Annotated in this window: 20 protein-coding genes; 11 read left to right on the top strand and 9 right to left on the bottom strand. The window is 68.7% G+C overall.

Annotation, left to right across the window (positions count from 1 at the left end):
• Nucleotides 1-28: 28 nt before the first annotated feature.
• The 5 genes from ACFRJ8_RS10255 to ACFRJ8_RS10275 all read right to left on the bottom strand — a co-directional run bounded on the left by ACFRJ8_RS10255 (nucleotide 29) and on the right by ACFRJ8_RS10275 (nucleotide 5875).
• Entirely contained in the window at nucleotides 29-1000 is a 972-nt protein-coding gene (locus ACFRJ8_RS10255; protein ID WP_377986001.1) for a lipid II:glycine glycyltransferase FemX, read from the bottom strand.
• A gap of 4 nt (nucleotides 1001-1004) precedes the next feature.
• Complete coding sequence (manA, locus tag ACFRJ8_RS10260) at nucleotides 1005-2291, bottom strand: mannose-6-phosphate isomerase, class I (RefSeq protein WP_377986002.1); 1287 nt, start codon at nucleotides 2289-2291, stop codon at nucleotides 1005-1007.
• Nucleotides 2292-2434: 143 nt separating this feature from the next.
• Nucleotides 2435-4066, bottom strand: a complete 1632-nt coding sequence (locus tag ACFRJ8_RS10265) for an LCP family protein (RefSeq protein ID WP_377986003.1) — start codon at nucleotides 4064-4066, stop codon at nucleotides 2435-2437.
• A 22-nt stretch (nucleotides 4067-4088) separates the two neighbouring features.
• Nucleotides 4089-4682, bottom strand: coding sequence for a 5-(carboxyamino)imidazole ribonucleotide mutase (gene purE / locus ACFRJ8_RS10270; RefSeq protein ID WP_377986004.1), 594 nt, complete (start codon nucleotides 4680-4682; stop codon nucleotides 4089-4091).
• A complete protein-coding gene (locus ACFRJ8_RS10275; RefSeq protein WP_377986005.1) occupies nucleotides 4679-5875 on the bottom strand; it encodes a 5-(carboxyamino)imidazole ribonucleotide synthase in 1197 nt (398 codons plus the stop codon). The genes purE and ACFRJ8_RS10275 overlap by 4 nt, the downstream gene beginning before the upstream one ends.
• 220 nt (nucleotides 5876-6095) lie before the next feature.
• Between ACFRJ8_RS10275 and ACFRJ8_RS10280 the strand changes: the two genes are divergently transcribed.
• Complete coding sequence (locus ACFRJ8_RS10280) at nucleotides 6096-6683, top strand: GtrA family protein (RefSeq protein ID WP_377986006.1); 588 nt, start codon at nucleotides 6096-6098, stop codon at nucleotides 6681-6683.
• 17 nt (nucleotides 6684-6700) lie between these two features.
• Here ACFRJ8_RS10280 and ACFRJ8_RS10285 read toward each other — a convergent pair whose 3' ends face one another.
• A complete protein-coding gene (locus ACFRJ8_RS10285; RefSeq protein WP_377986007.1) occupies nucleotides 6701-7405 on the bottom strand; it encodes a TIGR03089 family protein in 705 nt (234 codons plus the stop codon).
• A 369-nt stretch (nucleotides 7406-7774) separates the two neighbouring features.
• On the opposite strand from ACFRJ8_RS10285, the gene ACFRJ8_RS10290 reads away from it, so the two are divergent.
• From ACFRJ8_RS10290 to ACFRJ8_RS10300, 3 genes are read left to right on the top strand one after another with little or no spacing between them, the layout of a single operon-like run.
• A complete protein-coding gene (locus ACFRJ8_RS10290; protein ID WP_377986242.1) occupies nucleotides 7775-8317 on the top strand; it encodes a WhiB family transcriptional regulator in 543 nt (180 codons plus the stop codon).
• 29 nt (nucleotides 8318-8346) lie between these two features.
• Nucleotides 8347-11721 carry a glycosyltransferase family 2 protein gene (locus ACFRJ8_RS10295; protein WP_377986008.1) on the top strand — a complete coding sequence of 1125 codons (3375 nt, stop codon included), beginning with the start codon at nucleotides 8347-8349 and terminating at the stop codon, nucleotides 11719-11721.
• Nucleotides 11714-13474 carry a DUF5719 family protein gene (locus ACFRJ8_RS10300; RefSeq protein WP_377986009.1) on the top strand — a complete coding sequence of 587 codons (1761 nt, stop codon included), beginning with the start codon at nucleotides 11714-11716 and terminating at the stop codon, nucleotides 13472-13474. The genes ACFRJ8_RS10295 and ACFRJ8_RS10300 overlap by 8 nt, the downstream gene beginning before the upstream one ends.
• Nucleotides 13475-13552: 78 nt before the next feature.
• Here the strand turns inward: ACFRJ8_RS10300 and ACFRJ8_RS10305 are convergent, their stop codons facing one another.
• Nucleotides 13553-14104 carry a metallopeptidase family protein gene (locus ACFRJ8_RS10305; RefSeq protein ID WP_377986010.1) on the bottom strand — a complete coding sequence of 184 codons (552 nt, stop codon included), beginning with the start codon at nucleotides 14102-14104 and terminating at the stop codon, nucleotides 13553-13555.
• An 83-nt stretch (nucleotides 14105-14187) separates the two neighbouring features.
• Here ACFRJ8_RS10305 and ACFRJ8_RS10310 point away from each other — a divergent pair, with 83 nt between their 5' ends.
• The 5 genes from ACFRJ8_RS10310 to ACFRJ8_RS10330 all read left to right on the top strand — a co-directional run bounded on the left by ACFRJ8_RS10310 (nucleotide 14188) and on the right by ACFRJ8_RS10330 (nucleotide 19470).
• Nucleotides 14188-14628, top strand: a complete 441-nt coding sequence (locus tag ACFRJ8_RS10310) for a DUF3499 domain-containing protein (protein WP_377986243.1) — start codon at nucleotides 14188-14190, stop codon at nucleotides 14626-14628.
• A gap of 85 nt (nucleotides 14629-14713) precedes the next feature.
• A complete protein-coding gene (locus tag ACFRJ8_RS10315) occupies nucleotides 14714-14977 on the top strand; it encodes a Trm112 family protein (protein ID WP_377986011.1) in 264 nt (87 codons plus the stop codon).
• A 129-nt stretch (nucleotides 14978-15106) separates the two neighbouring features.
• A complete protein-coding gene (ahcY, locus tag ACFRJ8_RS10320) occupies nucleotides 15107-16594 on the top strand; it encodes an adenosylhomocysteinase (protein WP_377986012.1) in 1488 nt (495 codons plus the stop codon).
• A 157-nt stretch (nucleotides 16595-16751) separates the two neighbouring features.
• Nucleotides 16752-17978 (top strand): Ig-like domain-containing protein, encoded by a 1227-nt coding sequence (locus tag ACFRJ8_RS10325; RefSeq protein WP_377986013.1) that lies wholly within the window; start codon nucleotides 16752-16754, stop codon nucleotides 17976-17978.
• Nucleotides 17979-18090: 112 nt separating this feature from the next.
• On the top strand, nucleotides 18091-19470 hold the full coding sequence (locus ACFRJ8_RS10330; RefSeq protein ID WP_377986014.1) for a TIGR01906 family membrane protein: 1380 nt from the start codon (nucleotides 18091-18093) through the stop codon (nucleotides 19468-19470).
• A 22-nt stretch (nucleotides 19471-19492) separates the two neighbouring features.
• Here the strand turns inward: ACFRJ8_RS10330 and ACFRJ8_RS10335 are convergent, their stop codons facing one another.
• Together ACFRJ8_RS10335 and ACFRJ8_RS10340 are read right to left on the bottom strand one after the other, a co-directional pair.
• Nucleotides 19493-21322: an AMP-dependent synthetase/ligase gene (locus ACFRJ8_RS10335; protein WP_377986015.1), complete on the bottom strand. Its 1830-nt coding sequence runs from the start codon at nucleotides 21320-21322 to the stop codon at nucleotides 19493-19495.
• 59 nt (nucleotides 21323-21381) lie between these two features.
• Nucleotides 21382-23136 carry a dolichyl-phosphate-mannose--protein mannosyltransferase gene (locus tag ACFRJ8_RS10340; RefSeq protein ID WP_377986016.1) on the bottom strand — a complete coding sequence of 585 codons (1755 nt, stop codon included), beginning with the start codon at nucleotides 23134-23136 and terminating at the stop codon, nucleotides 21382-21384.
• 171 nt (nucleotides 23137-23307) lie between these two features.
• On the opposite strand from ACFRJ8_RS10340, the gene rsmI reads away from it, so the two are divergent.
• Nucleotides 23308-24129 (top strand): 16S rRNA (cytidine(1402)-2'-O)-methyltransferase, encoded by an 822-nt coding sequence (rsmI, locus tag ACFRJ8_RS10345; protein WP_277526236.1) that lies wholly within the window; start codon nucleotides 23308-23310, stop codon nucleotides 24127-24129.
• A 269-nt stretch (nucleotides 24130-24398) separates the two neighbouring features.
• A complete protein-coding gene (locus ACFRJ8_RS10350; protein ID WP_377986017.1) occupies nucleotides 24399-25898 on the top strand; it encodes an NAD-dependent succinate-semialdehyde dehydrogenase in 1500 nt (499 codons plus the stop codon).
• The last annotated feature ends 18 nt before the right edge of the window (nucleotides 25899-25916 follow it).

Below are 25916 nucleotides of genomic sequence, written 5' to 3' on the forward strand. Positions count from 1 at the left end.
CGCGGCCCGGGATTCGTTGTCTTGATCCCTAGCGGTTGGCGAGGGCCCGGGACCGGGCGCGGAGCTTCTTCGCGAGCTGGGCGCCCTTGCGGGCCAGCTGGTAGCTGCCGTAGCGCACCTTCCGAACCGGGAGGTCCCACGTTCCGGGGTACGCGATCCCGCGGCCGCCGAACGACTTCTTGAACGCGGTGAACCCGGCCCACTGGTGGTCGGGCTGGTCCGCGGGCGCCACGCCCCAGAGGTCCACGTACTTGAGGCCCTTGGCCTGGGCGTCCGCGATCAGGGTGACGAGCAGGGGGATGCCCGCGCTGAGCTTGCGGTGGGTGTCATCGAGGGCGGCATGGGCGTAGGTCCGGGTGTCAGCCGAATCGTAGGCCAGGGCCGCGGCGATGGGGTGGCCGTCGAGCTCCGCGATGAACAGCGTCGCTGCGCCGGCCGGCATCAGCGAGCGGGCCACCTGGCTCAGGTACTCGTCGCTTTGGGGCTTGAAGCCGTTACGGGCGGCCGTCATGTGCAAGAACTCCAGGAGGACGGCGATCTCGGCCGGGTCCTGGCTGGAGCGGAATGTCACGCCCTTCTTGTGGATGTTGCGGAACAGGTTCCGGTTGGCCGGCTTCATGTCCGCTAGGACGTCCTTGAAGTCCCGGTCGAGGTCCACAATCCAGCTCAGATCGGGCTGTTGGCTGACCGGAGCCGGCTGCAGGCCGCGGCTGCGCAGCACGGCGTCGGCCTCGGCGGCAGTAAACCCTGCCGTGACCGGCTCAACCCGGACAAACACGGCGCCGCTGGCCCGGGCGAGGTCCGTCAGGGCCCTCAGGGCGGCGTCGAACGCCGCCAGCGATTCGGCCACCGGACCGTAAGGGGAGTACAGCAGTTTGCCGGCCGGATTGGATTCTTCGACCGCAAGGAAACGCCACCCGGGGCCGGTCTGTTCGTGGACCGTGCGCCCCAGCGCACGCTGGAACCGTGCCCACTGCGGGCTCTGCAGGAAATAGTCCATGGTGTCAGCCTTCCAATGCGGTGGTGACGGCGAATGCCAGGGCGGGGCCGGTGGCGCCGGAGACGGCGTGGAAGTTGACCGGGGCCTCGGCGGCCGGCAGGAAGGCACTGGCGCCCCGTTCCAGCCGCAGCTCACCCTTCGGGGAGTCGAGCCGGACGGAGCCGGACGTGACAATGACGACGGCGGCACCGGACTGTGCCAGCGGGACCGGCTCCGCCCCGGGCGCCAGTTCAATTCGCTGCAGCTGGAATTCCCGGAACGGCGGACGGAAGAGTTCCTGGCCCAGCATTGTGGTCTCGGCGGGGAGCATGGGCACGGCGACGGCCTCGAACGCGACCGTTTTGAGCAGCTCCGGCACGTCCACGAATTTCGGCGTGAGCCCGCCGCGGAGGACGTTGTCCGAGGACGCCATGACCTCGATCCCCAGCCCGTGGAGGTAGGCATGGACGTTTCCGGCCGGCAGGTAGACAGCCTCACCCGGCGCGAGCGAGATCCGGTTCAGCAGCAGCGAAATCAGGACGCCCGGGTCCCCGGGGTAGTCATGGTTGAGGTTCACCACCGTGGTCAGCTCCGCCACGTGCGAATCCATGGGCGCACCGGAGACGAGGGCCGCCACGATCATCTCCGTGGCATGCGAGACGTCCTCGCCGCCGGCGATGAGCCGCTCAAAGGCGGAGCGGAGGGCCTCGGGCTCGTCCGGCTGCGCCAGGTCCTCGAGCAGCAGCGGAACGAGTGGTGGCAGCTCCAGCCCGGCGAGGTCGAAACATGCTGCCAGGTGCTGGAAGACTGCCCGCGATACCGCCGCCGGCCGGAAACCGCAGAGCGCCTCGAACGGGGTCAGCGCGAAGATCATTTCCGGTTTGTGGAAGGCGTCCTTGTAGTTGCGGTCCGGGGCGGAGGGGTCGACGCCGGCGGCTTCTTCACGTGCGAAGCCCTCCCGGGCCTGGTCGAGCGTCGGGTGCACCTGCAGGGACAGCGGCGTCTCGGCCGCGAGGACTTTGAGCAGGAACGGCAGGCGCGGGCCGAAGGCGGCCACGCTCGCGCCGCCCAGGCAGTGTTCCGGATCCTCGGCGATCAGCGCGTCCAGCGCGAGCCGACCGTCGTCGTGCGTTTCGGGCGCGTGTCGGCCGGCACCGGCAGCCGGCGTCAGCGCAACAGACGGGGAGCCCGGGTGGGCGCCGATCCAGAGCTCGGCTTCGGGACCGCCGGACGCCGGCCTGCCGAGCAGATCGGCGATCGCCGTCGGGGAGCCCCAGGCATAGGGCCGGAGGACGTTCTCAAGTTCGTACATGGCCTGGTCCCTGTCTTGTGAAATGAACTGTCTCGTCTAACGAACTGTCTCGTCAATGAATTGTGGTCAACTGCTGTGGTCGCCCTGATCCGGGCACCCGCGCCGGTGGCGGCGAGCGCGGGTGGACGCCGTTCAGCCCGGTGTTAGAGCGGCGCGCACTTGCCGTTCGTGGCGACGAGGTCGCGGATGGACTGTTCGTCGCCGTTGCGTTTGAACTGGTTGAGCATCTCTTCGGTAATCGGCTGCCCGTCCGGCGTGGTGGTCACCGGGGTGAAGTCCGACGGCGAGGGCGGGGGCTGGGTGCCGGGCGCGGCACCGGCGGCCGAGAGCGGCCCGGCGGCCGTTCCGGGCTGCATGACGGTGTCGTCTGCGGCGCCGGCGGACGGGCTCGCAAGCAGCTTGGCCACCCGCTGGTGGATGACGTCGAAGTCCGGCGACGTGGAGAAAGCCGCGTCGAAGTCGGGCGGACCGATGGTCAGGCGGCTGACGTCCTGGCCCTTGGCCTTCATGGCCAGGTCCACGAAGCTGCCGAGCTGGCCGGAGGAGATGTTCGATTCAACCACCTTGGTGCCGGCCTTGGCGATGTCCTCAAACTTGGCCAGCAGTTTTGCGGGGTCCAGCTGCTTGAGCATCGCCTGCTGCACGCACTGCTGGCGCTGGATGCGGGCGTAATCGTCCACGAATTCCCGGGACCGCCCGTACCAGAGGGCGTGGAAGCCGTCGAGCGTCTGGTCGCCTGCCGGGATCCAGCCGTCCGGCATGCCGTGGATGCCGTTGGCCTCATCCACCATGGGGCCGCTGATCGGGACCCAGCCGCCGGCCTTGATCCGGATGCCGCCCATGGCGTCGATCAGCTTGGAGAAACCGTCCATGTCCACCAGTACGTAGGCCTGGACCTTAATGCCCAGCGTTCCGGACACCGCTTCGAGGGTGGCCTGCGCCCCGGGGTCAGCCACCCCGGGGTAGAGGTCCTGGTGTTGGTTGGTGACCTCGGTGTTGATCGCGTTGATCAGGCATTCGTCGCCGCAGTTGTAGCCGTCCGGGTACACCTGGCGCATCGGGGAGTCCGCGCTGAACTGCGCGTTCTGGAGGTTGCGGGGCACTGAGATGATTGCCGTGCTGCCGGTCTTGGCGTCAACGCTGATCACCGAGAGGCTGTCGGGCCGGCGGCCCGTGCGGTCCGCCCCGGCGTCGCCGCCCATCATCAGGAAGTTGTACCGTCCCTCGGACGGTTCAAGGGTGGGGCCGGAACCGGAAAAGATGCTGCCGATGGCGTCGCGGCTGACGTTGAGCAGGTAGGCCGCGTAGCCCAGGGACCCGCTGCTGAGGATCATGGCCAGCACCAGCGCCAGCACCACCGCGGGGCGGATCTTAGGGGTGAGCAGCCCGGGCCGGATCAGCCGCAAGGTGTTCAGGAACAGGGCAGCCCAGCCGATGGCCAGCAGCGCGAGGCCGAGCACCAGCAAGAGCGAGGGCACCGGGCCGGCGAGGATGTTGATCAGCGTCGAGCGGGACACAAGCAGGAGCAGCACGGCGATCAGGGCCAACGCCCAGACCGTGAAGGTCACGCGCAGCGCAACCCGGCCGAGCCGGCGCTGTCCCGCGACGATCTGGGCGCTGCCGGGTACCAGCAGCGTCAGAAGGATCAGGACGAACGCCCGCTTGGTCAGCACCGGGGCCGGGGCGCCGGAAGGGTGCCGGACCGGGTCGCTCAGTACCCGCCCGGACTGCTCAGGGCTCTCAGGCCGGTGCGTGGGGGCGTAGCTGTTGCTCATGCCGGGATTCCTAATGGCTGCCTTAATGGTTGCTACGCGGGGCGACATTTCCGTCGGCGAACACTTCGCTGACCTTTTGTCGAAGGTTCGCGCCCTTCCGGGTTGCGACGTCGTTCAGTTCCTGGGCGAACTCCAGGAGGTCAGCCCGGAGCTGGAGCGCGCGTTCGTCCGTGCCCGAGGCCAGCATGCGCACGGCCAGGAGGCCGGCGTTGCGCGCCCCGCCAATCGAGACGGTGGCAACCGGAACACCGGCTGGCATCTGCACGATGGACAGGAGGGAATCCATGCCGTCCAGGGTCTTCAAGGGTACGGGGACGCCGATCACGGGAAGCGGCGTGACCGAGGCGAGCATGCCGGGAAGATGCGCGGCACCGCCGGCGCCGGCGATGATGAGGCGGAGGCCGCGTTCGTGGGCGGTCTGGCCGTAGCGGATCATCTCCGTGGGCATCCGGTGGGCCGAGACGACGTCGGCCTCGAACGGGATCCCGAACTCTGCGAGGGCTTCGGCGGCGGCTTCCATGACCGGCCAGTCCGAATCCGAGCCCATGACGAGGCCCACGATCGGAGTGTCCGCGCGGGGGAGCGGGGTGCCTGCGTTGCTGGGGGCAGTGCTCATGCGGTCTCCTCAGAGGTTGCCGGCATAGTGCCGGGATGGGCCCGGCCGTTCCGGATGATGTCTGCCACGATAGTGGCCCGCTGCCGCACAGAGTCGACGTCGGCGGCTGAAGTCCCCACCAGGTTGACGTGGCCGATCTTCCGGCCGGGCCGGACGGCCTTGCCGTAGCAGTGCACCTTCGCGGCAGGCTCGCTCGCGAGGGCCGCCGGGTAGGCGGAATAGAGGTCCTGGTTGGCGCCGCCGAGGAAGTTTTTCATCACGACGACGGGCCCCAGCAGGTCAGTGGCGCCCAGCGGCAAGTTCAGGATGGCCCGCAGGTGCTGCTCGAACTGGCTCGTCACCGAGCCGTCCTGGGTCCAGTGCCCGGTGTTGTGCGGGCGCATGGCGAGCTCGTTGATCAGGAAGCCCGCACCTACGCCCGGGGTCTCGAAGAGTTCGACGGCCATGACGCCGGTCACGCCGAGCTCGCTGGCGATCCGGACCGCGGCGTTCTCCGCGGCCGCGGCAACATCGAGGGGAATGTCCAGGGCCGGGGCAATCACTTCATCGCACACGCCGTCGACCTGGATGGTGTGCACCACCGGCCAGGCCCGTGTTTCACCGTCCGGCGTCCTAGCGACCATGGCGGAGAGCTCACGGCTGAATTCCACCTTGGCTTCGGCCAGCAGGGGAGACATGGCCTCGAACCAGTCGGCGGAGCCGGCCGCGTCCTCGGCTGAGGACACAATGCGTACGCCCTTGCCGTCGTAACCGCCGCGGGGCATCTTCAGAACCACCGGCCAGCCGGTCTGCTCGCCGAAGGCGACAAGGTCCGCGACATCGGCGACGGCGGCCCACTCGGGGTTGGGCAGCTCGAGCCGGTCGATCGCGGCCCGCATCACGAGCTTGTCCTGGGCGTTGACCAGGGCATCCGGGCCGGGATGGACGTTCACGCCGGCGCCGATCAAGGACCGCAAGTGCGCCGTGGGGACGTGTTCGTGGTCGAAGGTCAGAACATCCAGGCCGCGGGAGAACTCGAGCAGATGCTCCAGGTCCGTGTAGTCGCCGACCGGGGCGTTAGCCACGGCAGAGACAGCAGAGACGTCCTCGCCTTCGGCGAGAACACGGAGCTCAAAGCCGAGGGCAGTCGCGGCGGGGGCCATCATTCGGGCAAGCTGGCCGCCGCCAACAACACCGATCACAGGAAAAGTCACATGTCCCAGCCTACCGAAAACCTCACGGGAACCCGGCTTTTGGGGATTGGCAAGCGCGCGAACGCTGCTGGCGGGACGGTTCCGTGCCCGCGCAGGCGCCGCCCGGCGTCGGGTGCGCAGGGGGCCGTCGGAACGGCCGCTGCGGGCGGACTCCCGGGAAACGGCGCTAAAATGGGCGTTTGGCCCAATGGCCGACAGTTCCAGAGGGCCACGGAGGGTCATGATTACTACACTTAACGAGCGCATGCGCGGGCTGGCCTCGCTGTTCTGGCGCGAAGTGGCCAAGTTCGGCGCCGTCGGCGGCATCGCGTTCATCATTGACAACGGGCTGACTTTTTATCTGATGCACGGTCCCATGACCGACAGCGAGGCCAAGGCCCGCTTCTTCGGGGCCAGCGTGGCCACCGTGTTCTCGTGGATTGCGAATCGTTTCTGGACGTTCCGGCACCGCCGGCAGGCCAACGTGCTGCGAGAGTTCGTGATGTTCGTCATCATCAACGGGATCGGAATCGGCATCTCCACCGGCCTCACCGCCATCGCGAAGTACGGCATGGGCGTCACCGACAAGAACATGCTCTTCCTGGCCGGGGTGGTCGGCATCCTCGTCGCCACTGTGGTCCGGTTCTTTGCCTACCGCTTCCTCGTGTTCAACCAGGAACTCGACGAAGAGCCGGAGTTCTCGCACGACCACGAGATCATCGAACGGCACCCGCACGCGCCGCATGACAGCCAGTCCGGTGCCAGCGTATCCAGGACGGCCGTCCGGGAGGCCGTGAGGGACCCGGAGCTGCCCGGCCCGCAGGCCTGAGGAACAGTACCTGAGGTTCAGTTCCCGCTGATGCGCTCGGCGGCCCGCAGCTTGCCGGTCACCTCGACGTCGGGGTGCACCAAGACCACGGAACCGTCGGCCTTCCAGGTTCCCAGTGACTGCGCAAGGACCGCTTCGAGGCCGTCCGCCGCAGGAACGAGCAGCCGCAGGCCGGTGTCGCGGGCCGCGGCAAAAGCCTCCAGGAGCGCGCCGTGTGCATGGACCGTGCCGTCAGAGGTGCGGACCGCGAGCCGTTCCGCGTCCGGGTCGGTGTGGGGCATGAAAATGTCCCCGTGGGAGCGGACCTCGGCGGCGTAGTCAAGGACGCCGGTGGGCAGCTCGCCCGTCCAGCGCATGGCCAGCGCCGGCAAGGACACAGCCAAGACGGCGTCGAACCCGCCCGCCGCAGCGCCCGGGCCCGGGTCCGCGGTGGCCAGCAGCTCCGCTTCCGCGTCGCCGAAGACCACCTCCATGCCGAGTTGCCAGGCCGCCAGGGCGAGGATCACCGACTTCCAGTGCGCGGGCAGGTCCAGGCGCAACCGCATGCCGGGCTCGGCGTCGAGCTCGTCCTGCAACAGATTGGAAGTCTTCGCTACCCAGTTGTCCAGCACCCGGCCTGAGAGTTCAACCCGCTCCGAATCGGGGCCGTACCAGGTTAGCCGGGGTGCTGTGGATTGGCCGGACCGCAGGGCTGTCATCAGTTCGATTGCCGGAATGCTCATGTCCTCATCTTGCCACGGCACTTGTCACGGCCAATTGGCCCCCGACGGCGTGACGTCGATCACGCCGTCGGTTGCCGCGTCCGGGAGCCTCTGCGTGGGGGTGGGAAAAATTTGCCGAAAACTCAATGAAAACGCCCAAAAGTGCTCAGTACCCTGATTATTCCGCGGGATCCTGCGGCAGGGGCGAAAAAAATCAGGGCGTGGCGTGTCTGCACTTTGTGTATCAAGTTGATTATTATCTCCGCCGTGGCTTGACTCCCGGATACTTACACGCGTGTAATTAGTTATCTAAAGCCACTGCACATAAACCGGCACTCAACCGAGTGCCATGGGGGTCTTGCAGTGGCTGCAAATCAGGAGGGGGACGCCATGGGGCTAGCAGAGCGTATCCATGAAGATGCCGTAGTTGCCGGCCAGGCCACGGCGAAATACCGGTCACGCGGCGTGCCGAGTGACTGGTACGTAGATCCGGCCGATCCGGACGCGGCTGAGCGCTATAACGAACACACCCAGGATTCCCTGCAGGAGGCCGCCACGGCGTTCCTCGCAGCGCACGACGAACTCCTCGCCGGCCCGGATCATGACACCGATCCCCTCGACCCGCCGATGGAGCTGCATTCGCCCGGTTCGGTTTCCACCGCACAGCCCGTCTGGATCGGACTGCCGTCCCGGCAGGACTTCGACGACGAGGGCGAGCTCGGCTGGCAGACCGATGCCCTGTGCGCCCAGACGGATCCTGAAGCCTTCTTCCCTGAAAAGGGCGGCTCCACCCGCGACGCCAAGAAAGTCTGCGGCGCCTGCAACGTGCGTTCACAGTGCCTCGAATACGCCTTGTCTAACGACGAGCGCTTCGGGATCTGGGGAGGCCTCTCCGAGCGCGAGCGGCGCCGGCTTAGGAAGCGAGCAGTCTAATTCTTCAAGAAGTACGAGTAACCGCCGTCGTGGTCTCCCACGACGGCGGTGCTTTTCTCCCCAGGACCCTTGCGGCGCTGGCGGCCCAGACACGGCCCGCCGACGCCGTGATCGGTGTCGACACCGGCTCCCGCGACCACTCCGCAGCCCTCCTCGAACAGGAATTGGGCAAGGCAAACGTCACCGTTGTCGACCAGCCCAGGACCGGCATGGGAGGCGCCGTCATGGCCGGGCTCAAGGCCCTCTCGCCGAGGCCTGAGGACGGCGCCGGCGGAGCGCCGGGTTCCGAGTGGATCTGGCTGCTGCACGACGACGCCGCACCGGCACCCGAGGCCCTCGCCGAACTGCTCCACGCGGTCGAGCGCGCGCCGTCGGTCACGGTGGCAGGCTGCAAGCAGCTGGACTGGTATGCCGAGCGGCGGCTGATCGACGTAGGCCTCTCCACGAGCCGGTGGGCCGAGCGGCTGACGCTGATCGATGCCGACGAGCTCGACCAGGGCCAGTACGACGGCCGCAGCGATACCTTTGCCGTGAATTCCGCCGGCATGCTGGTCCGCCGCGACATCTGGGAGGAGCTCCGTGGCTTCGATCCGGCACTGCCCGGAAGCGGCGACGACGTCGACTTCTGCTGGCGCAACCGCCTCGCCGGACACCGCGTGGTGGTGGTTCCCAGCGCGAGGATGTTCCACGTCTCGCATCGTCCCCATGCCCTGGGCAACGCGGCCGCGGCACGCAAGGCACAGGTCCATCTGCGGCTCAAGCACGCCGCCGGCTGGAAAGTCCCGCTGCACGCCGCCGGTGCCCTCGTCGGGAGCCTTTTCAAACTTATCCTGAGCATTGCCGTCAAGGACCCAGGGCACGGGTTCTCCCAACTGCTGGCAACCTTTGCCGCGCTGGGCCGCCCGGCAGCGGTGATCCGCGGACGCCGCAATGCCGCGCGCACCCGCCGGATCAGGCGCTCCGTCATGACGGGGCTGCAGACGCCGCGCCGTGAGGTCTGGGCGCACCGGCGCTCCCTGATCGAGGCGCTGGGCGCCGACGACTTCGGCGACGGAGCCACGGGCACCGATCCGCTGGCAGAGCAGCCTACCGGCGACGCCGACGACTTCGCTGCCATCGCCACCCCGGACCGCGGCTGGGTAGGCAACGGTGCCGTGCTGGCCGTATTCCTGACCCTGGCGGTTTCCCTGACGGGACTGCTCAGCCTGTTCCGGGCACCGGCAGTTTCCGGCGGCGCGCTGATCCCGGTTTCACTGCGCCTCTCCGAAATCTGGCACCATGCCTCCACCTGGTGGATCAGTCTCGGCGCGGGCCTTCCCGGCCACGGCGACCCCTTCGGCTACCTCCTGTGGGTGCTGGGAGTGCTCGGCGCCGGCGACGCCAATGGCGCCGTCGGCTGGCTGTTGATCCTTGCCATGCCGCTGTCCGCGCTGGGCGCGTGGTTCGCTGCCGGTGCCCTGACGGCGCGCCGGAGGCTGCGCTTGGCGGCCGCCCTGGTCTGGGCCGCGGCACCTGCGCTCCAGGTTTCCCTCAACCAGGGCCGGCTGGGCGCCTTGATTGCGCACGTCATGATCCCGGTGCTCGTCCTGGCGCTGCTCCGGGCGACCGGCACGGCGGCGGGCCGCGGCGTCCATGCCGTCCCGGCTCCGGGCCAAGGCCGGCTGACCCCCATGCCCGCCGCCCGCCCCGGCATCAACGGGACGCCCTCCTGGACGGCTGCGGCCGCCGCGGGCCTGGCCATGGCCGTGGTCACCGCCGCGGCGCCGTCGCTGCTAGTGCCCTCCATCGCAGTCGTTGCCCTGTGCGGCGTGCTTCTGGGCCGCCGCGGCCGCACGGTGTGGTGGGCGCTCCTGCCCAGCCTGGCCCTGTTCCTGCCGTTCGCCTTCTCGGTGCTGGACCGGCCGCGGGCGCTCCTGGCCGACCCCGGGCTGCCGCTCGGTTTCGACGCCGCCCCGCTGTGGCAGCAGGCCCTGGGCCAGCCGCTGAACTTCGACGCCGGCGCCGGACTCACCGGACTCAGCGCCTTCGGCGGGTCCGCAGCCGGCCCGGCCGGACTGCCGTGGGCGCTGCTGCTGGCCCTGCTGTTCGGGCTGCCGGTGCTGCTGCTAGCCCTCGCCGCGCTGTTCATGCCGCGCCGGATGGTGCTGGCAGGACGCACCTGGACGGCGCGCTGCCTGTGGGCCGTCGCAGTCCTGATGCTGGCCGGCGGCTGGCTCGCCGGGCATGTCGCCTCCGGCGCCAGCGCCGACGTCCTGGTCACGCCGTTCCCCGGCCCCGCCGTTTCGGCGGCCGCATTCGCCCTCCTGGGGGCCGCCCTTATCGCTGCAGAAGGACTCCTGGACGCCGCCGACCGGACGGCCGGGGCCGGGCTGGCACGGAAGGTCCTGATCCGCGGCACGGCCGCGGCAGCCGTGGCCCTTTTGCTGGCCGCACCGCTGGCCGGGTTCACGCTGTGGAGCGCTCAAAACCTGCTGCAGCCTTCAGCGCAGGCACCAACGCCGGCCCCGGCAGCCGCCGGCGGCCCCGCCGGTCTCGGAACCCCGAGGCTCGTCCAGCCTGCCCAGGCCCGCACCCTGCCGGCCACGGCGGTTGACCGCGGCGAGGGCTCGGAACAGTCCAAGACGCTCCTTATTGCCAGCAACGAGGACGGAAGCTTCGACGCAACACTTATGCGCGGCGCCGGCACCACACTCGACGCCCTGTCCACGATCGCCGCGGCCCGCGGCATCATGGGCGCGCCGGGCCAGGAGACGGTCCGCGACGACGACGCCGTCCCCGCTTCGCTCCGGAACGTCGTGGCCACCATTGTGGCCGGCGAGGGCGTGGATCCGCGGGGAGAGCTCGAGCGGCTCGGCGTCGGCTTTGTGGTGCTCCGGGTCGCCGATTCGGCCTCCGAACTGACGGCCAGCCGCATGGACGCCGTGCCCGGGCTTGTGGCCGTCGGCCAGACGGGTACGGGCTGGCTCTGGCGGGTCAGCCCGCTGGACCGGCCCGGCATCAAGGCCTCCGACGTCGCCCACCGGGTCCGGGTGGTGGACGGCACCGGCGCAACCGTCGGCCTGCTGTCCGCGGAGGAGGTCTCCGCGGGCGGCATTGTCCCGGCCGGTGCCGAGGGCCGCCTGGTGGTTCTTGCCGACCGGGCCGATCCGGGCTGGAGCGCTTGGCTCGACGGCCGCCGCCTGACCTCAACGACGTCGGGATGGGCGCAGGCGTTCACCCTGCCCGCCCAGGGCGGCCAGCTGAGCATCCGCTACGAAGCGCCCTGGGCCGTCCTGATCGGAATCGCGCAGGCCGTGATGATCGGGCTGACCATCCTCCTGGCCGTGCCCATGCCTGCCCGCCGGTCCAACACCGGCCTGTCCAGGGACGAAGCCTCCCTGCGTAAGGAACATCAGCATGTCTAAGGGCAAAAACGAGAACGAAAACAGCGACGAAAACAAGAACGACGGCGGACCGGCCCCGGAAACGTCAACGGACGCATCTTCGATGACCGAAACCCCGGCCGCTGGCGTTCCCGGCGCGGGTGCGCCAGCCAAAGATGCGTCCGGCGCCGATGCGGCGCCGCGGAAGAAGGGCCTGCCGCGGGCCGGCCTGATCGGTGGCATCCTCTCCGCGGTCGCCCTCGTTGCCGCGGGCGGAGGGCTGGTGTCGGCGGCATCGCTGACACCACAAAGCCCCGCCAGCCGGCATCTTGAGGCCCCCGTGGCCTCGGTACCGGCCGGCAGCAGCGTCGGAGTCTGCCCCGGCCCGGCCCGGCTGCTCGAGGGCACCCCCGTGGGCACCGACCCCCAGTTCAGCCCGGAATCCGCCACCGCGAAGACCGCCGTCAGCGCCGCGGTGCTCGGCTCAAGCGCGGGCGTCATTCCCGGCAGCCGGCTGGCCCCGCTCAAGGGTGCCCCCCTCGCCGAAATCGCCAAGGGCGCTGCGGCTGGGCCCACCACCTCCGCCGCTGCGGCCCGCACGCCCGTGCTGATCGCCGGCGTCGTGCCCCAGCGGGAGGTGGACAACATCAGCGTCCTCAGCGCCGATGCCCTGGACAACCGGCAGGCAGCTGCCGGCGCCGTCCTGAGCTACACGGCCGAGGACGGGGATCTCCAAGGTTCCGCGGCCGCCGCCTGCCAGCAACCCGGCAACGATCTCTGGCTGGTCGGCGCCAACACGGCCCTCGGCCGGTCGGCAGTCCTGAACCTCACCAATGCCTCCAGCACGCCCGCGACGGTGAGCCTGGATCTCCTTGGCTCCGAAGGCTTGATCCAGGCGCCAGGAAGCCGCGGCCTGCTCGTGGCGCCCGGCAGCACGCGCTCCATAGTCCTGGCCGGGCTCGCGCCTGGACAGGAACGGCTCGGCGTGCGGGTCCGCAGCACCGGCGGCCCGGTGGCCGCCGTCATCCAGCAAAGCGTGCTCCGTGGCCTGACCCCGGGCGGCGTCGACTTCATTACCCCCGGCAGTGCACCGTCCGTCAGCCAGGTGGCCGCCGGCCTCGAGATCCAGGATCCGGCGGCCCTGGCCGCGCTCACGGCCAAACCCGGCTTCGCCGATGCCGGACCGGCCCTGGAAGTTGCGGTGCCCGGGGCAGCCGACGCCGTGGTCGAGATCAAGTTGTATGGTCGCGACGGCCAGAAGGCGCTGCCCGGCGGCGGCGTGGTCACGGCGAAGGCCGGCGCCGTCACGGAAGTTTCGCTGGCCGGGGTCCCGGCCGGGACCTATACCGTCGCGGCGAGCTCCGATGTCACCTTCGCGGCCACAGTCCGGCTCACCAGGGGACTGCAGTCCGGGGACGCCGCGGATGTCGCCTTCTCCGCCGCCTCGGCCCGGCTGGGCAGCCAGCACATCGTTCCGGTTCCCCGCACGGGCGCCCGGCAGCTCGTTTTCGGTGCACCCGCAGGCCGGGCGACAGTGACCTACACACCCATCACGGCGGACGGCAAGATCCGGCCCGCCAGCACCGCCAACATTCCCGGCGGAACCACGGTGTCCATCAAGGTCCCCGCGGACGTGGGCGGCTCCCCGCTCGTGGGCTATGTGGTATCCGCCGCCGGGGACCAGGCCTACGGCGCGCTGGTCCTGGGGCGGGAAAGCCGTCAGGACATTTCCGTAGTGGCCATCGCGCCGGAAGCGGAAGGACAGCGACAGGTCCCCGTCACGCTGGGGTACTAGGCCAGGGTTCAGGCAGGCCGGGTCAGTAAGGTCAGGGCCGGGTGCCGGAGGAGGAACCGGTATCCCAGGCCGGGCCGGTCAGTACCGGCGGCGATAGACCGGGTCGAGGGACTCAGGGGGTACGCCGAGCATCTCGGCCGTGTATTCCACGACGACGTCGTGCACCAGGTCCTGGAGCTCGTCCCGGGTTCCACACGCCTGTTCCACCACGCGGCGATACAGCGTGATGACCGGGCCGTCCTCGGCCGTCGCGGCCGTGAAGGCGCCCATCGGCGCGGGAGTGCGGTCCGCCACGAGCTGCTCCAGGCCCGGAGGGATCTCGTCGACGGCGAAGCGGACGCCGTCGAGCGGTTTGCCCCAGATGTCGTGCAGCCGCTGCGCCGAGTCCAGAACGAAGTCGTCGAACCGGTCGGAACGGGTCCGGTAGCCGGGCAAGGTGGGAAGCATGAGTTCGCCGCGAAGCCCCCGGCCGTGCCGGTTCCTGCGGCGCTGGCGGAAGTTCTTTCCCTGAACAGCGGTGGGCGGGCCGGTCAAAGGCGCGCCGGCAGGGCCGGAACCTGCGACTGTCCGTCCGGCGTCGGGGTCAGCCAACCGGACCGTGAAACCCGAATCGTGGTGCGATGACTGCATATCATGACTCTAAACCCGCGGAATGATTTACGCGATACGGGCCAGACCGCGATCCGCCGCCGCCGCCGCGTCCCGGCCAACCACTGTCGTGTCGATGCGGAGCCCCCGCCCGAGGGGGAGTAGTCTGTGATGTCGTGGGTGCAATTCGTCTTTGTTCGAGGTCTGCCTGCCGCAATTCTGCGGTGGCCACTTTGACGTACGTATACGCCGACTCCACGGCCGTCCTAGGCCCGCTCGCCACGTACGCTGAACCGCACTGCTACGACTTGTGCGAACAGCACGCCGACTCGCTGACCGTGCCGCGCGGCTGGGAAGTCATGCGGCTGGCTATGCCGGCAACCCCGGCCGGTCCCGGCCCCGACGACCTTCTGGCCCTCGCCAACGCGGTCCGCGAGGCCGCCTCCCGTCCGGCTGCGGCGGAACCTGCCAAGGGGCAGCGCACGCTGCACCCGGCGCTGGAAGCACCGGCTCCGGCCGAGGGCGCCAGGCGCGGGCATCTGCGCGTCCTGCGCGAACCTTCCTAAGGCGCCAACTGGCGGTAGGGTGGAAACTGCAAAAAGCCGTCAGCCATCGGCGCCCTTTCGCGGCGCCCATCAGGGAGCGTTCACAATGCCCAAGCTCAGTTCCGAACTGTTGTCTGTCCTGCGATGCCCCGTCACCGGCTCCGGCCTGGTGCAGGAAGGCGACGAGCTCGTCACCGTCACGGCAGATGAAGCCGGGAACAAGCTGCGGTACCGGATCGAGGACGGCATCCCCCTGCTACTGCCGCCGGAACTCCTGCCCGCCGCCGCGGCGGCCCCTTCTGATCAGCACGACGCCGGTCAGCACGACGCCGGTCAGCACAACACAGCCCCGCGCCACGCCGCGGAATAACAAGCGCCCCAATAACCTGCTGGCCACCCATCAGCGATGCCGCCGGCAGCGAATGACTGCTTAAAGCCAGAATTACCTGGATACCCAGCTCCAGACACGCAACGCCACCGGCCACAACAAAGGATTCACATGACTTTCGATTACAAGATTGCGGACATTTCCCTGGCCGAGGCGGGCCGCCATCAGATCCGCCTCGCCGAGCACGAGATGCCCGGACTCATGTCCCTGCGCGAGGAATTCGGCGCGAGCCAGCCGCTCAAGGGCGCCCGGATTGCCGGATCGCTGCACATGACGGTCCAGACCGCGGTGCTGATTGAGACCCTTACCGCGCTCGGCGCCGAAGTCCGCTGGGCCTCCTGCAATATCTTCTCCACCCAGGATGAAGCCGCCGCCGCCGTGGTGGTCGGCACCGGCACCGCAGAGAACCCCCAGGGCGTCCCGGTCTTCGCCTGGAAGGGCGAGACGCTGGAGGAATACTGGTGGACTGCCCAGCAGATCCTCACCTGGCCGGGCGCCGACGCCAACCCTGAGCTGGGTCCGAACATGATCCTGGACGACGGCGGCGACGCCACCATGCTGGTGCACAAGGGTGTCGAATTCGAGGCCGCCGGTGCTGTGCCCGCCGCCGCCGAGGACGAATCCGAGGAAGGCCGGGTCTTCCTCGACGTGCTGCGCGCATCGCTCCAGGCCGACCCGCAGAAGTGGACCCGCATCGGCTCCCTGCTGCTCGGCGTCACCGAGGAGACCACCACCGGTGTGCACCGCCTGTACCAGCTGGCGGAGCAGGGCAAGCTGCTCTTCCCGGCCATCAACGTCAACGACTCCGTCACCAAGAGCAAGTTCGACAACAAATACGGCATCCGCCACTCCCTGCCGGACGGCATCAACCGCGCCACCGACGTCCTGATGGGCGGCAAGGTCGCCGTCGTCTGCGGTTACGGCGACGTCGGCAAGGGCGCCGCAGAGGCCTTCCGCGGCCAGGGCTCGCGCGTGATCGTCACGGAAATCGATCCGATCTGCGCACTCCAGGCGGCGATGGACGGCTACCAGGTGGCCAAGCTGGAATCCGTCCTCAGCGAAGGCCACATCTTCATCACCACCACCGGCAACAAGGACGTCATCATGGCCAAGCACATGGCCGGGATGCGCGACAAGGCAATCGTGGGCAACATCGGCCACTTCGACAACGAGATCGACATGGCCGGCCTGGCCAAGGTCCCCGGCATCAAGAAGGTCGAGATCAAGCCCCAGGTGCACGAGTGGGTCTTTATAGCCGACCCGGCCACGGAAACGGCCAGCCGCTCCATCATCGTCCTGTCCGAAGGCCGCCTGCTGAACCTCGGCAACGCCACCGGACACCCCTCCTTCGTCATGAGCAACTCCTTCGCCAACCAGACGATCGCGCAGATTGAACTGTTCACGAAGGCCGGCCAGCCCGAGGGAGAGCGTGAATACGAGAAGCAGGTCTACGTCCTGCCCAAGATCCTGGACGAGAAGGTCGCCCGACTGCACCTGGGTGCCCTTGACGTGGAGCTGACAGAGCTGTCCAAGGAGCAGGCCGAGTACCTGGACGTCGACGTGGCCGGGCCGTACAAGCCCGGTCACTACCGCTACTAGGAAGTCTCCCAAGGGGCCCCGGACTCAGGTCCGGGGGCCCTTGTCGTGACCGTTTTGGGGGCACTTTTGTAACCGGATCGTGGTCGAAACGGTCCGGGGTTCCAAGGTAACTCAATTATGCTGGCAGGATGACGTGTGGAAACGCCGGGGCCCTGTGATGGCCCTGAAAACCTGGAGTACCGGCCGCAAGATCGCCCTGCTGGGGATGGTCTGCGCCCTGGCAGCCGGCGGCGGGGCCTTCGCCGCGGCGGCTCCGGGGCTGGCCCAGTCCGCGATTTCCTCCGAGGCGGGGTCCCCGGCCCGGACGACGCCGGGACTCGCTGTCCCGGTGGTGGCCCCCGCGGAGCTCGCGCTCACGCCCGCCGACGGCGCCGTGCAGGTCAACCCTGCGGCGCCGGTATCCCTCAAGGTCAAGAACGGGCGCATTGACCGGGTGGCCCTCACCAGCGATGCCGGCGACACCGTCGACGGCACCCTGAGCGCGGACGCATCCGCCTGGACTTCCTCCGGCGACCTGGCGTTTAACACCCGGTACAACTTCACGTACTCCGTGCTGGACGCCGCCGGACGCCAGACGCACAGCACACGCTCATTTACCACCGTCTCGACCGCCAACGAGGCCGACGCCGCCATTTACCCCCTGGACGGGATGAAGGTGGGCGTGGCCCAGCCCCTGCAGATCACGTTCAGCGAGCCGGTCCTGAACCGGGACGCCGTTGAAAAGGCCATCAAGATCACCTCCACGTCCGGCCAGGTGGGTGCTTTCCACTGGTTCAACAAGAACACCGTCAGGTACCGGCCGGAGGCGTTCTGGGCCGCGAACAGCACTATCACCATGGACATGAAGATGTTCGGCGTCGAACTGGGCAACGGGCAGGTCGGCAACTTCAACAAGAAAGTGACCGTCCACATCGGGGACAAAAAGGTGGCTGTTGCCGACGCCAAGGCCCACACCTTCTCGGTCAGCATCAACAACAAGCCGGCGGGGAAGTGGCCGGCAACCATGGGTGACACCCGGTTCCCCTCAGCCCGGGGCTTCCTCGTGTTCATGGAGAAGCACCGCGTGGAGCACATGGACGCCTCCACGATCGGGCTCAAACCGGGGGACCCGGCCTACTACGGCCAACTTGACGTGAACTACGCCACCCGTCTGACGCCCAGCGGGGAGTTCATCCACCAGGCCACGGACTCCGCAATGCCCTTCATCGGCAAGGCGAACCTCTCCCACGGCTGCATCGGCCTGGGCCCGGACGGCGCCAAGTGGGTCTTCGACAACATGACCACCGGCGACGTCGTCCAGGTAGTGAACACCGAGGGGGAGTACGCCAACTTCGATGACGGCTTCGGGGACTGGAACATCCCTTGGGCCCAATACGCCAACTGACGGGGTGGCACCCCGCCGAGCCCAATCCTCTGACGGTAGGCTCGGAGCCAGATAAGTTGCGCAGCCAGGCGCAGGCCGGGCAGCACAGAAGCCTACGGAAGCGAAGCTCCACGTGACAGACAAAAGTCCCACCCCTCCCGACCGGCCGGATCCGCATCTGGATCCCTCGGACGACACCGACGAGCCGGCGTTCGACTGGATGAAGCCGGCCTCTGCCGCCAAGCCCACCGCAGGCACCTCTGCCGAAAAGCCCGCAGCCGCGTCTGCCGACGAGCCCGCAGCAACGAAGAACGACGCCGCCGCGGCCGCCGCAGGTCCTGCCGACAAGCCCGTAGCAGCCGCCCCTGCCGACAAGCCCACAGCCACGTCCGCCGCAGGCTCTGTAGCAGTCGCCCCTGCCGACAAGCCCGCAGCCACGAAGGTCGACGGCGCCGCAGGCGCTGCGGCGGCCGCCGCGGCAGCGTCCGCAGTCCGCCAGCCCGGGAGCCGCGCTGACCGGAAGGCGGCCGAAGCCGCAGTCCTGCAGACGGAGGCCGAAAAGTCCGGGGCATCGGCCGGGGCGCGCCAGGACTCCGGCTTTGACGAGACGCTGCAGACCGCTGCCCTGCCGGGGTCCCCGCAGGAGGACGTCGAACGAAGAAATGCCGAACGCCGGAATGCCGAACGCGAGCAGGCGGCCAACGCCAAGCCCGTCCTGCCCCGGGTGACGCAGGTGCTGCTCGCCGTGATCTACCCGATCATCTTGCTGGTGCTCGCCGTCCGCGCCGTGACCAGCCCTCTGTTCCTCTGGGTGGAATACAACCGGCCCGGCTTCCCCGGCGACGGTTACGGCTTCAACACCGATGACCGCATGACCTACGGCTCCTACGCGGTGGACTACCTCAGCAACTGGTCAGGGCCGCGCTACCTCGGCGATCTTGTGGACCAAAGCGGCGAGCGGCTGTTCAAGGCCGGCGAAGTCAGCCACATGGCGGACGTCAAGGCTGTCATCCTGTCCACGTTCGGTGCCGGCACGCTGTTGATCCTGCTGGGCCTGGTGGCTGTGATCTACCTGAAGAGGAAACACAACGGGGGAGTCCGCCGCGGCCTGTTCGCCGGCTCGATCGTCACACTCGCGATCATCATCGGCCTCGGAACCCTCGCGGTGCTCGGCTGGGAGCAGTTCTTCACCGATTTCCACCACATCTTCTTCGCCAACGGGACCTGGACATTTACGCTCCAGGACACCCTGATCAGGCTCTTCCCGGGCCAGTTCTGGATGGATGCCGGGATTGTCATCGGCGCCCTTGTCCTGCTTGCTTCCGTTCTGACCCTCATCCTGACCTGGCCTACGCGCCGGCGCCGCGGGCTTGGCAAGAAGGCCCGCACATCCAAGGGCGCCATGGCTGACGCCGACCCTGACGCCACCGAGGCTGCCGCCGCGGCTGATGCGACGGCCGGCAGCAGCGGCACCGAGGCAGAGGGCCCGGCGCGCACCCGGCACACCGTCTGAAAGGGCCCGCTGCCCTTGGGGTTCAGCCGTAGATGCGGTTGATATGCTCCGCGTAATCCCGCACGACGGCGGCCCGCTTGAGTTTGAGCGAGGGCGTCAGGTGCCCTGACTCCACGGTGAAGTCGGCGTCCAGGATGACGAAGCTGCGGATCGACTCAGCCTTGGAGACCAGGAGGTTCGCCTCATCGACGGCGGCCTGGATCGAGGCCCGGATGCCCTCGTTGGCGGCGGCTTCGGCCGGAGCCATGACGGGCACGTTCCGGGCGGCGCACCAGTTGCGCAGTCCTTCCGGGTCCAGGTTGACCAATGCCGAGACAAACGGCCGGCCGTCGCCTACGACCACGGCCTGTCCCACCAGTTGGTGCTCGCGGATCTTCTCCTCGAGCGGACCCGGGGCCACATTCTTGCCGCCGGCCGTGACCAGCAGGTCCTTCTTCCGGCCCGTGATGGTCAGGAAGCCGTCCTCGTCCAGGGAGCCGAGGTCGCCGGTCCGGAAGAAACCGTCCACGAACGCTTCCGCGTTGGCGGCCTCGTTGGCGTGGTAGCCCTTGAAGACGCCGATGCCCTTGACCAGGATCTCGCCGTCGTCGGCTACCCGGATCGTGGTGCCCGGCACCGGGATGCCGACTGTGCCCACCTTGGTCCGGGCAGGGGTGTTGGCCGTGCACGGCGCTGTGGTTTCGGTCAGGCCGTAGCCTTCAAGGACGGGGATGCCCGCGCCGCGGAAGAAATGGGCGTCGTTGGAGCTCAGCGGGCTGGCGCCGGAGACGGTGTAGCGCAGCTGGCCGCCGAAGGCCTGCCGGAGCTTGGGGTACACCAGCCGGTCGAAGACTGCGTGCCGGGCACGCAGGAAGATCCCCGGTCCCGTGCCGTTGCCCCGGGAGGCGGCGTCCAGTGCCTTGGAGTAGCGGACCGCGGCCGCCGCTGCCGCCGTGAAGATGCGCTCCTTGCCGGCGGCGGCAGCCTTTTGCGCGGCCCCGGCATAGACCTTTTCGAAGATCCGGGGGACCACCAGCAGGAAGGTGGGTTTGAAGCTGGACAGGTCGTCCAGGAGCTCCTTGGCGTTTGCGGTGTGGCCGAGGGTGGTGCCGGAGCTCAGGCAGATGACCTGCACCGCCCGGGCCAAAACGTGCGCCAGGGGCAGGAACATCAGCGTCCGGGAGCGCGGCTGCAGGAGGAGCTCGGGCAGGAAGAGGATCGTGTTCTTGGCGACCAGGGCAAAGTTGGCGTGGGTGATCTCGCAGCCCTTGGGCTTGCCGGTGGTGCCCGAGGTGTAGACCAGGGACGCAACGTCCGCCAAGGACGCGGCGCTCCGGTGGCGTTCGAGCTCGGCGTCGGTCACCCCGGTGCCGGCGGCGGCCAGGCTCGCCAGGTTCGGTGCCGCGCCGTCGTGCTCCATCCGCACGACGGCGACAAGCCGGTCGCCGAGGACGGTGGAGGCGTCCAAAACGCCTTGGACGACGGCGGCCCTGGCTTGGTCCTCGACGAACACCCGCCGGGCTCCCGAGTCGTGCAGGATCCACTCGACCTGGGCCGCGGAGGAGGTCTCATAGATCGGGACGGTGACGCCGCCGGCGAACCAGATGGCGAAGTCAACCACCGTCCACTCATACCGGGTGGCGGACATGACAGCGACAGTTTCGCCCGGGGCGAGTCCGCCGGCAATCAGGCCTTTGGCCAGGGCAGTGACCTGGTCCAGGAAGTGCTGGACGGAGACATCGGTCCAGCCGCCGGGGCCCTTGCGGGAGTAAAGGGCGTGCACGGGGTCCTTCGCGTGCTGCTCCAGGAGCAGGTCCGTCACGTTGGACTCCGGGTCCAGCTCCACGAGCAGTCCGGTGCTTGCTTCTCTCACGGCCGAGTCTCCATTCCTGGTCCGCCCGGAGTGCGGCGGACTTCCCCTGCAATCCTGCCCTAGATCCAGGACGGCATCCACATCCGGATGCGCCACTGCTGGTAGGGGATCACCTCGGCGGTCCAGACGGGGTAGAAGAACGCGGACACCAGCACGGCCGCCACCACGAACAGGGCCACCAGGTAGAACCCGGATCGCCGGCGCCAGAGGGGGTCGCTGCGCTGGCCGAGCACCAGGCCCAGGCAATAGACCAGCGCCAGCACCAGGAACGGTTCAAAGGAGACGGCGTAGAAGAAGAAGGTGGTCCGCTCCGGGTACAGGAACCAGGGGAGATACCCCGCGGCCACGCCAGCCAGGACCGCGCCGGCGCGCCAGTCCCGGCGTCCCGCCCACCAGAACAGCAGGACGCCCAGGCTCACGGCCGCGCTCCACCAGATCAGCGGGTTGCCCACGGAGAGGATGGCGGTGGTGCAGTTGCTGAAGTCGCACCCCGGGCTGCCCTGCTTGGGGGATTCGTAGAAGAAGGAAGTGGGCCGGCCCATGACCAGCCAGCTCCAGGCGCTGGCCTCGTACGGGTGGTCCGAGCTCAGGCCCTGATGGAACTTGTAGGCCTCAAGGTGGTAATGCCCAAGGGACCGTACGGCGTTCGGCAGCCAGCCCCACTCGGCCGAGGGGTTGGTCTCGGCCCAGTGCCTGAAGTAGGCGTCAGTGGACCGGAACCAGCCGGTCCACGTGGCGCCGTAGACCACGGCGGCCACCGGAACGATGCTGAGGAAGGCCGGGACGCCGTCCTTGAGGATGCCGCCGCTGATCCAGGCATGCACGCCGGCTATGCGCCGCGCGCTGAGGTCCCAGAAGACGGTCAGCAGGCCAAATCCGGCCAGAAAGAACAGGGCAGACCATTTCGTGCCGACCGCCAGGCCCAGGCAGACTCCCGCGGCGAGGCGCCACCACCGGATGCCGAGCCAGGGTCCGGAGGTGAGCTGAAGCGCCGAGAGGCGCCTCGTGGCAGAGGCCGCGGCCTGCCGGCCGAGCCGGGCTGCCAGCCGCCGCCGGCCGTCGTCGCGGTCCATCAGCAGGGCGCCGAACGCGGCAAGGATCCAGAACATGAGGAAGATGTCCAGCAGCGAGGTCCGGGACATGACGAGGTGGTGGCCGTCCACGGCCAGCAGGACGCCGGCAACAGCGCCCAGGGTCAGCGAGCGGAAGAGTTTTTGCGCGATCAGGGCCAGCAGGAGGATGGACAGTGTCCCTGTCAGGGCAGCTCCGAACCGCCAGCCGAAGGGATTGTCCGCCCCGAACAGCCACATGCCCGCAGCGATCATCCATTTGCCGACCGGCGGGTGGACCACATACTCAGGCGTGTTCAGCAACACGCCGGGATTGCCGGCGATGAAGGCGTCGTTCGCCCGGTCTGGCCAGCTGCGCTCGTAACCGCTGACCAGGAATGAATAGGCGTCCTTGACATAGTAGGTTTCGTCAAAGACCAGGTTGCGGGGCGTGTCCAGCCGGACGAACCGCAGGACGCCGCCCAGCGCGGCCGCGAGAACCGGAATGAGCCAGTACCAGAGCCGAAGCGACGCCGGGTAGTCCCGCCAGCTCTGGATGCTGCCGATCAGGCGTTCCCTGAGGGCCTCTGGCGTGCTGGCCTCGGCGGGGCGGCCGATCCAGCGGTGTCCCTCCAGGTTGCGGCCCGTGCGGAAGCGGCTCCCGGCCCGCGCGCCTGTTCTGCCGTTGGCGCTGCTCCGGCCTGTTGTCGGCGATGCGGGGCCAGCCTCGGGCGGCCGCGTGGGGGTCTGGGTCACGTTGCCCATGCTACCTTTCGCAGCTGTGCTCGCAGGGCTGCGCCCGGGCGGCAGTAGGCTGGTCCTGTGGACCACGAACCCAGCACCTCCCCCCTTCCTCCCCTCGAACCTCCTCTCGAAGACGAGGCCGTCGCCGTCGTTCCGGCCGCTGGTGTTCCCGCCGCTGGCGGACCCGGCAGGATCGTCCTCGCCGCGACGCCGATCGGGAACGCCGGAGATGCCTCGGCGCGGCTCGTGGAGCTGCTGACAACGGCGGACATCGTCGCCGCGGAGGACACCCGGAGGCTGCACCGCCTCGTGCAGAACCTTGGCATCACCGTGGCCGGCCGGATCATCAGCTATCACGAGCACAATGAGGCTGCCAAGACTGCCGACCTGCTGGACCAGGTCCGGGCCGGCAAGACCTTGGTCATGGTGACCGACGCCGGCATGCCCTCCGTCTCGGACCCGGGGTTCCGGCTGGTTGAAGGCGCTGTAGCGGCCGGCCTCACCGTCACCGCGGCGCCGGGACCGTCCGCCGTGCTGACCGCACTGGCGCTCTCCGGCCTGCCGACGGACCGCTTTTGCTTTGAGGGATTCCTGCCCCGCAAGGCGGGTGAACGCTCCTCGCGGCTGGCGGAGCTCGACGCCGAGCGGCGCACCATGGTGTTTTTCGAGGCGCCGCACCGGCTCGAACCCATGCTGCGGGCCCTGCGCGAAAGCTTCGGCGCCGACCGCCGGGCCGCGGTGTGCCGGGAACTCACCAAGACCTACGAAGAAGTCATCCGCGGCACCCTGCGTGAGCTGCTCGAATGGGCCGAGACCAACGAGGTGCGCGGCGAAATCGCTGTCGTAGTGGGCGGTGCTCCTGAACGCGAACCAGGCCGTCCCGAGGACCACGTGGCTGCCGTCAACGGGCTGATAGCGCAAGGCATCCGGTTGAAGGAGGCCGTGTCCGCAGTGGCCGATGACGCAAAAGTCAGCAAGCGCGAACTCTATGCCGCGGTCCTCGCCGCACGGTGACAGACGCGGTGTGCTCCGGGCGGCTGTGAGCTGCGCCGCCCAGCCCGATCCGGCCCACGGGTGCCAGGAATCGGTTGTGCAGCTGCACAGCATATTCTGGATCGGGTAGTGCGCCCATGCATAGACTTGCCCGTGAGCGCAGCAGTACCGTGGCAGTAATCCAGACGCCCGGGCCTGCCTGCGGGAACGTGCGCCGAAACCAAAAACTAATTCAAACAATCTAGTGCCAAGAAACTCGGGCCAACCGAATTGCTGACGAGGGAGTCATTGTGACTGTAACTGCCCAGCCTACTGTTTCCGCCGAGCGGGAGAGCGCCCTGCTGGCGTCCGTTCCGACGGGCCTGCTGATCAACGGCGAGTGGCGTCCGGCCGCGTCCGGGAAGACCTTCGACGTGGAGGACCCCGCCACCGGGAAGGTCCTGCTCAGCATTGCCGACGCCGGTCCCGAGGACGGAAAGGCGGCCCTGGACGCGGCCGCGGCCGCGCAGGAGTCCTGGGCGAAGGTCCCGCCCCGGGAACGCGGCGAGATCCTGCGCCGCGCCTTCGAGATGGTCACGGCCCGCGCGGAGGACTTCGCGCTGCTGATGACCCTGGAGATGGGCAAGCCGTTGGCCGAGGCCCGCGGTGAGGTGACCTACGGTGCGGAGTTCCTGCGCTGGTTCTCCGAGGAAGCCGTCCGCGCGTTCGGCCGGTACTCGGTGTCCCCGGACGGCAAATCCCGGCTGCTGGTGACCAAGAAGCCGGTGGGCCCGTGCCTTTTGATCACGCCGTGGAACTTCCCCCTTGCCATGGCGACCCGGAAGATTGCCCCGGCCGTGGCCGCCGGCTGCACCATGGTGCTCAAGTCCGCGAACCTGACCCCGCTGACCTCGCAGCTGTTCGCGGCCGTGATGGTCGAGGCCGGGCTGCCCGCCGGTGTCCTGAACGTCATCCCGACCTCCACCGCCGGTGCCACGACCGGTCCGCTGATCAAGGACTCCCGGCTGCGGAAGCTGTCCTTCACCGGCTCCACCGAGGTCGGCCGCCGGCTGCTCGCGGATGCCTCCGGGACGGTGCTGCGGACCTCGATGGAGCTCGGCGGGAACGCCCCGTTCGTGGTGTTCGAGGACGCCGACGTCGACGCCGCCGTGGCCGGGGCGATGCTGGCGAAGCTGCGGAACATGGGCGAGGCCTGCACCGCCGCGAACCGGTTCATCGTGCACGAGTCCGTCGCCCAGGAGTTCGCGCAGAAGTTCGCCGCGAAGATGGCGGACATGACCACCGCCCGGGGCACAGAGGCCGAGTCCAAGGTGGGCCCGCTGATCGATGCCAAGAGCCGGGACAAGGTCCACGAGCTCGTCACCGACGCCGTCGCCGCCGGCGCGGTCGCGGTGACCGGCGGTTCCGCCGTCGAGGGACCGGGCTACTTCTACCAGCCCACCATCCTTACCGGCGTCACCGAGGGCACCCGGATCCTGTCCGAGGAAATCTTCGGACCCGTCGCCCCGATCATCACCTTCGGCACCGAGGACGAGGCCGTCCGGCTCGCGAACAACACCGAATACGGCCTGGTGGCCTACGTCTTCACCCGGGACCTGAACCGCGGCATCCGGATGGGCGAACGCCTCGAGACCGGCATGCTGGGCCTGAACGCCGGCGTGGTCTCCAACGCTGCCGCCCCGTTCGGCGGCGTCAAGCAGTCCGGCCTGGGCCGCGAAGGCGGCCTCGAGGGCATCGAGGAATACCTCTACACCCAGTACATCGGCATCGCCGACCCGTACGCCGGCTAAGCACACAACCTAGCCACA

It is taken from the genome of Arthrobacter sp. NPDC056886, assembly GCF_042788715.1.
Lineage (GTDB): Bacteria > Actinomycetota > Actinomycetes > Actinomycetales > Micrococcaceae > Arthrobacter.

What these genes read in the sequence shown, in the direction of transcription:
- ACFRJ8_RS10340 (WP_377986016.1), bottom strand. Translation starts at nt 23,136, where the DNA reads ATGGGCAACGTGACCCAGACCCCCACGCGGCCGCCCGAGGCTGGCCCC.
- purE (WP_377986004.1), bottom strand. Translation starts at nt 4,682, where the DNA reads ATGAGCACTGCCCCCAGCAACGCAGGCACCCCGCTCCCCCGCGCGGAC.
- ACFRJ8_RS10285 (WP_377986007.1), bottom strand. Translation starts at nt 7,405, where the DNA reads ATGAGCATTCCGGCAATCGAACTGATGACAGCCCTGCGGTCCGGCCAA.
- manA (WP_377986002.1), bottom strand. Translation starts at nt 2,291, where the DNA reads ATGTACGAACTTGAGAACGTCCTCCGGCCCTATGCCTGGGGCTCCCCG.
- ACFRJ8_RS10255 (WP_377986001.1), bottom strand. Translation starts at nt 1,000, where the DNA reads ATGGACTATTTCCTGCAGAGCCCGCAGTGGGCACGGTTCCAGCGTGCG.
- ACFRJ8_RS10305 (WP_377986010.1), bottom strand. Translation starts at nt 14,104, where the DNA reads ATGCAGTCATCGCACCACGATTCGGGTTTCACGGTCCGGTTGGCTGAC.
- ACFRJ8_RS10315 (WP_377986011.1), top strand. Translation starts at nt 14,714, where the DNA reads ATGCCCAAGCTCAGTTCCGAACTGTTGTCTGTCCTGCGATGCCCCGTC.
- ACFRJ8_RS10325 (WP_377986013.1), top strand. Translation starts at nt 16,752, where the DNA reads ATGGCCCTGAAAACCTGGAGTACCGGCCGCAAGATCGCCCTGCTGGGG.
- ACFRJ8_RS10280 (WP_377986006.1), top strand. Translation starts at nt 6,096, where the DNA reads ATGATTACTACACTTAACGAGCGCATGCGCGGGCTGGCCTCGCTGTTC.
- ahcY (WP_377986012.1), top strand. Translation starts at nt 15,107, where the DNA reads ATGACTTTCGATTACAAGATTGCGGACATTTCCCTGGCCGAGGCGGGC.
- ACFRJ8_RS10290 (WP_377986242.1), top strand. Translation starts at nt 7,775, where the DNA reads ATGGGGCTAGCAGAGCGTATCCATGAAGATGCCGTAGTTGCCGGCCAG.
- ACFRJ8_RS10265 (WP_377986003.1), bottom strand. Translation starts at nt 4,066, where the DNA reads ATGAGCAACAGCTACGCCCCCACGCACCGGCCTGAGAGCCCTGAGCAG.
- ACFRJ8_RS10300 (WP_377986009.1), top strand. Translation starts at nt 11,714, where the DNA reads ATGTCTAAGGGCAAAAACGAGAACGAAAACAGCGACGAAAACAAGAAC.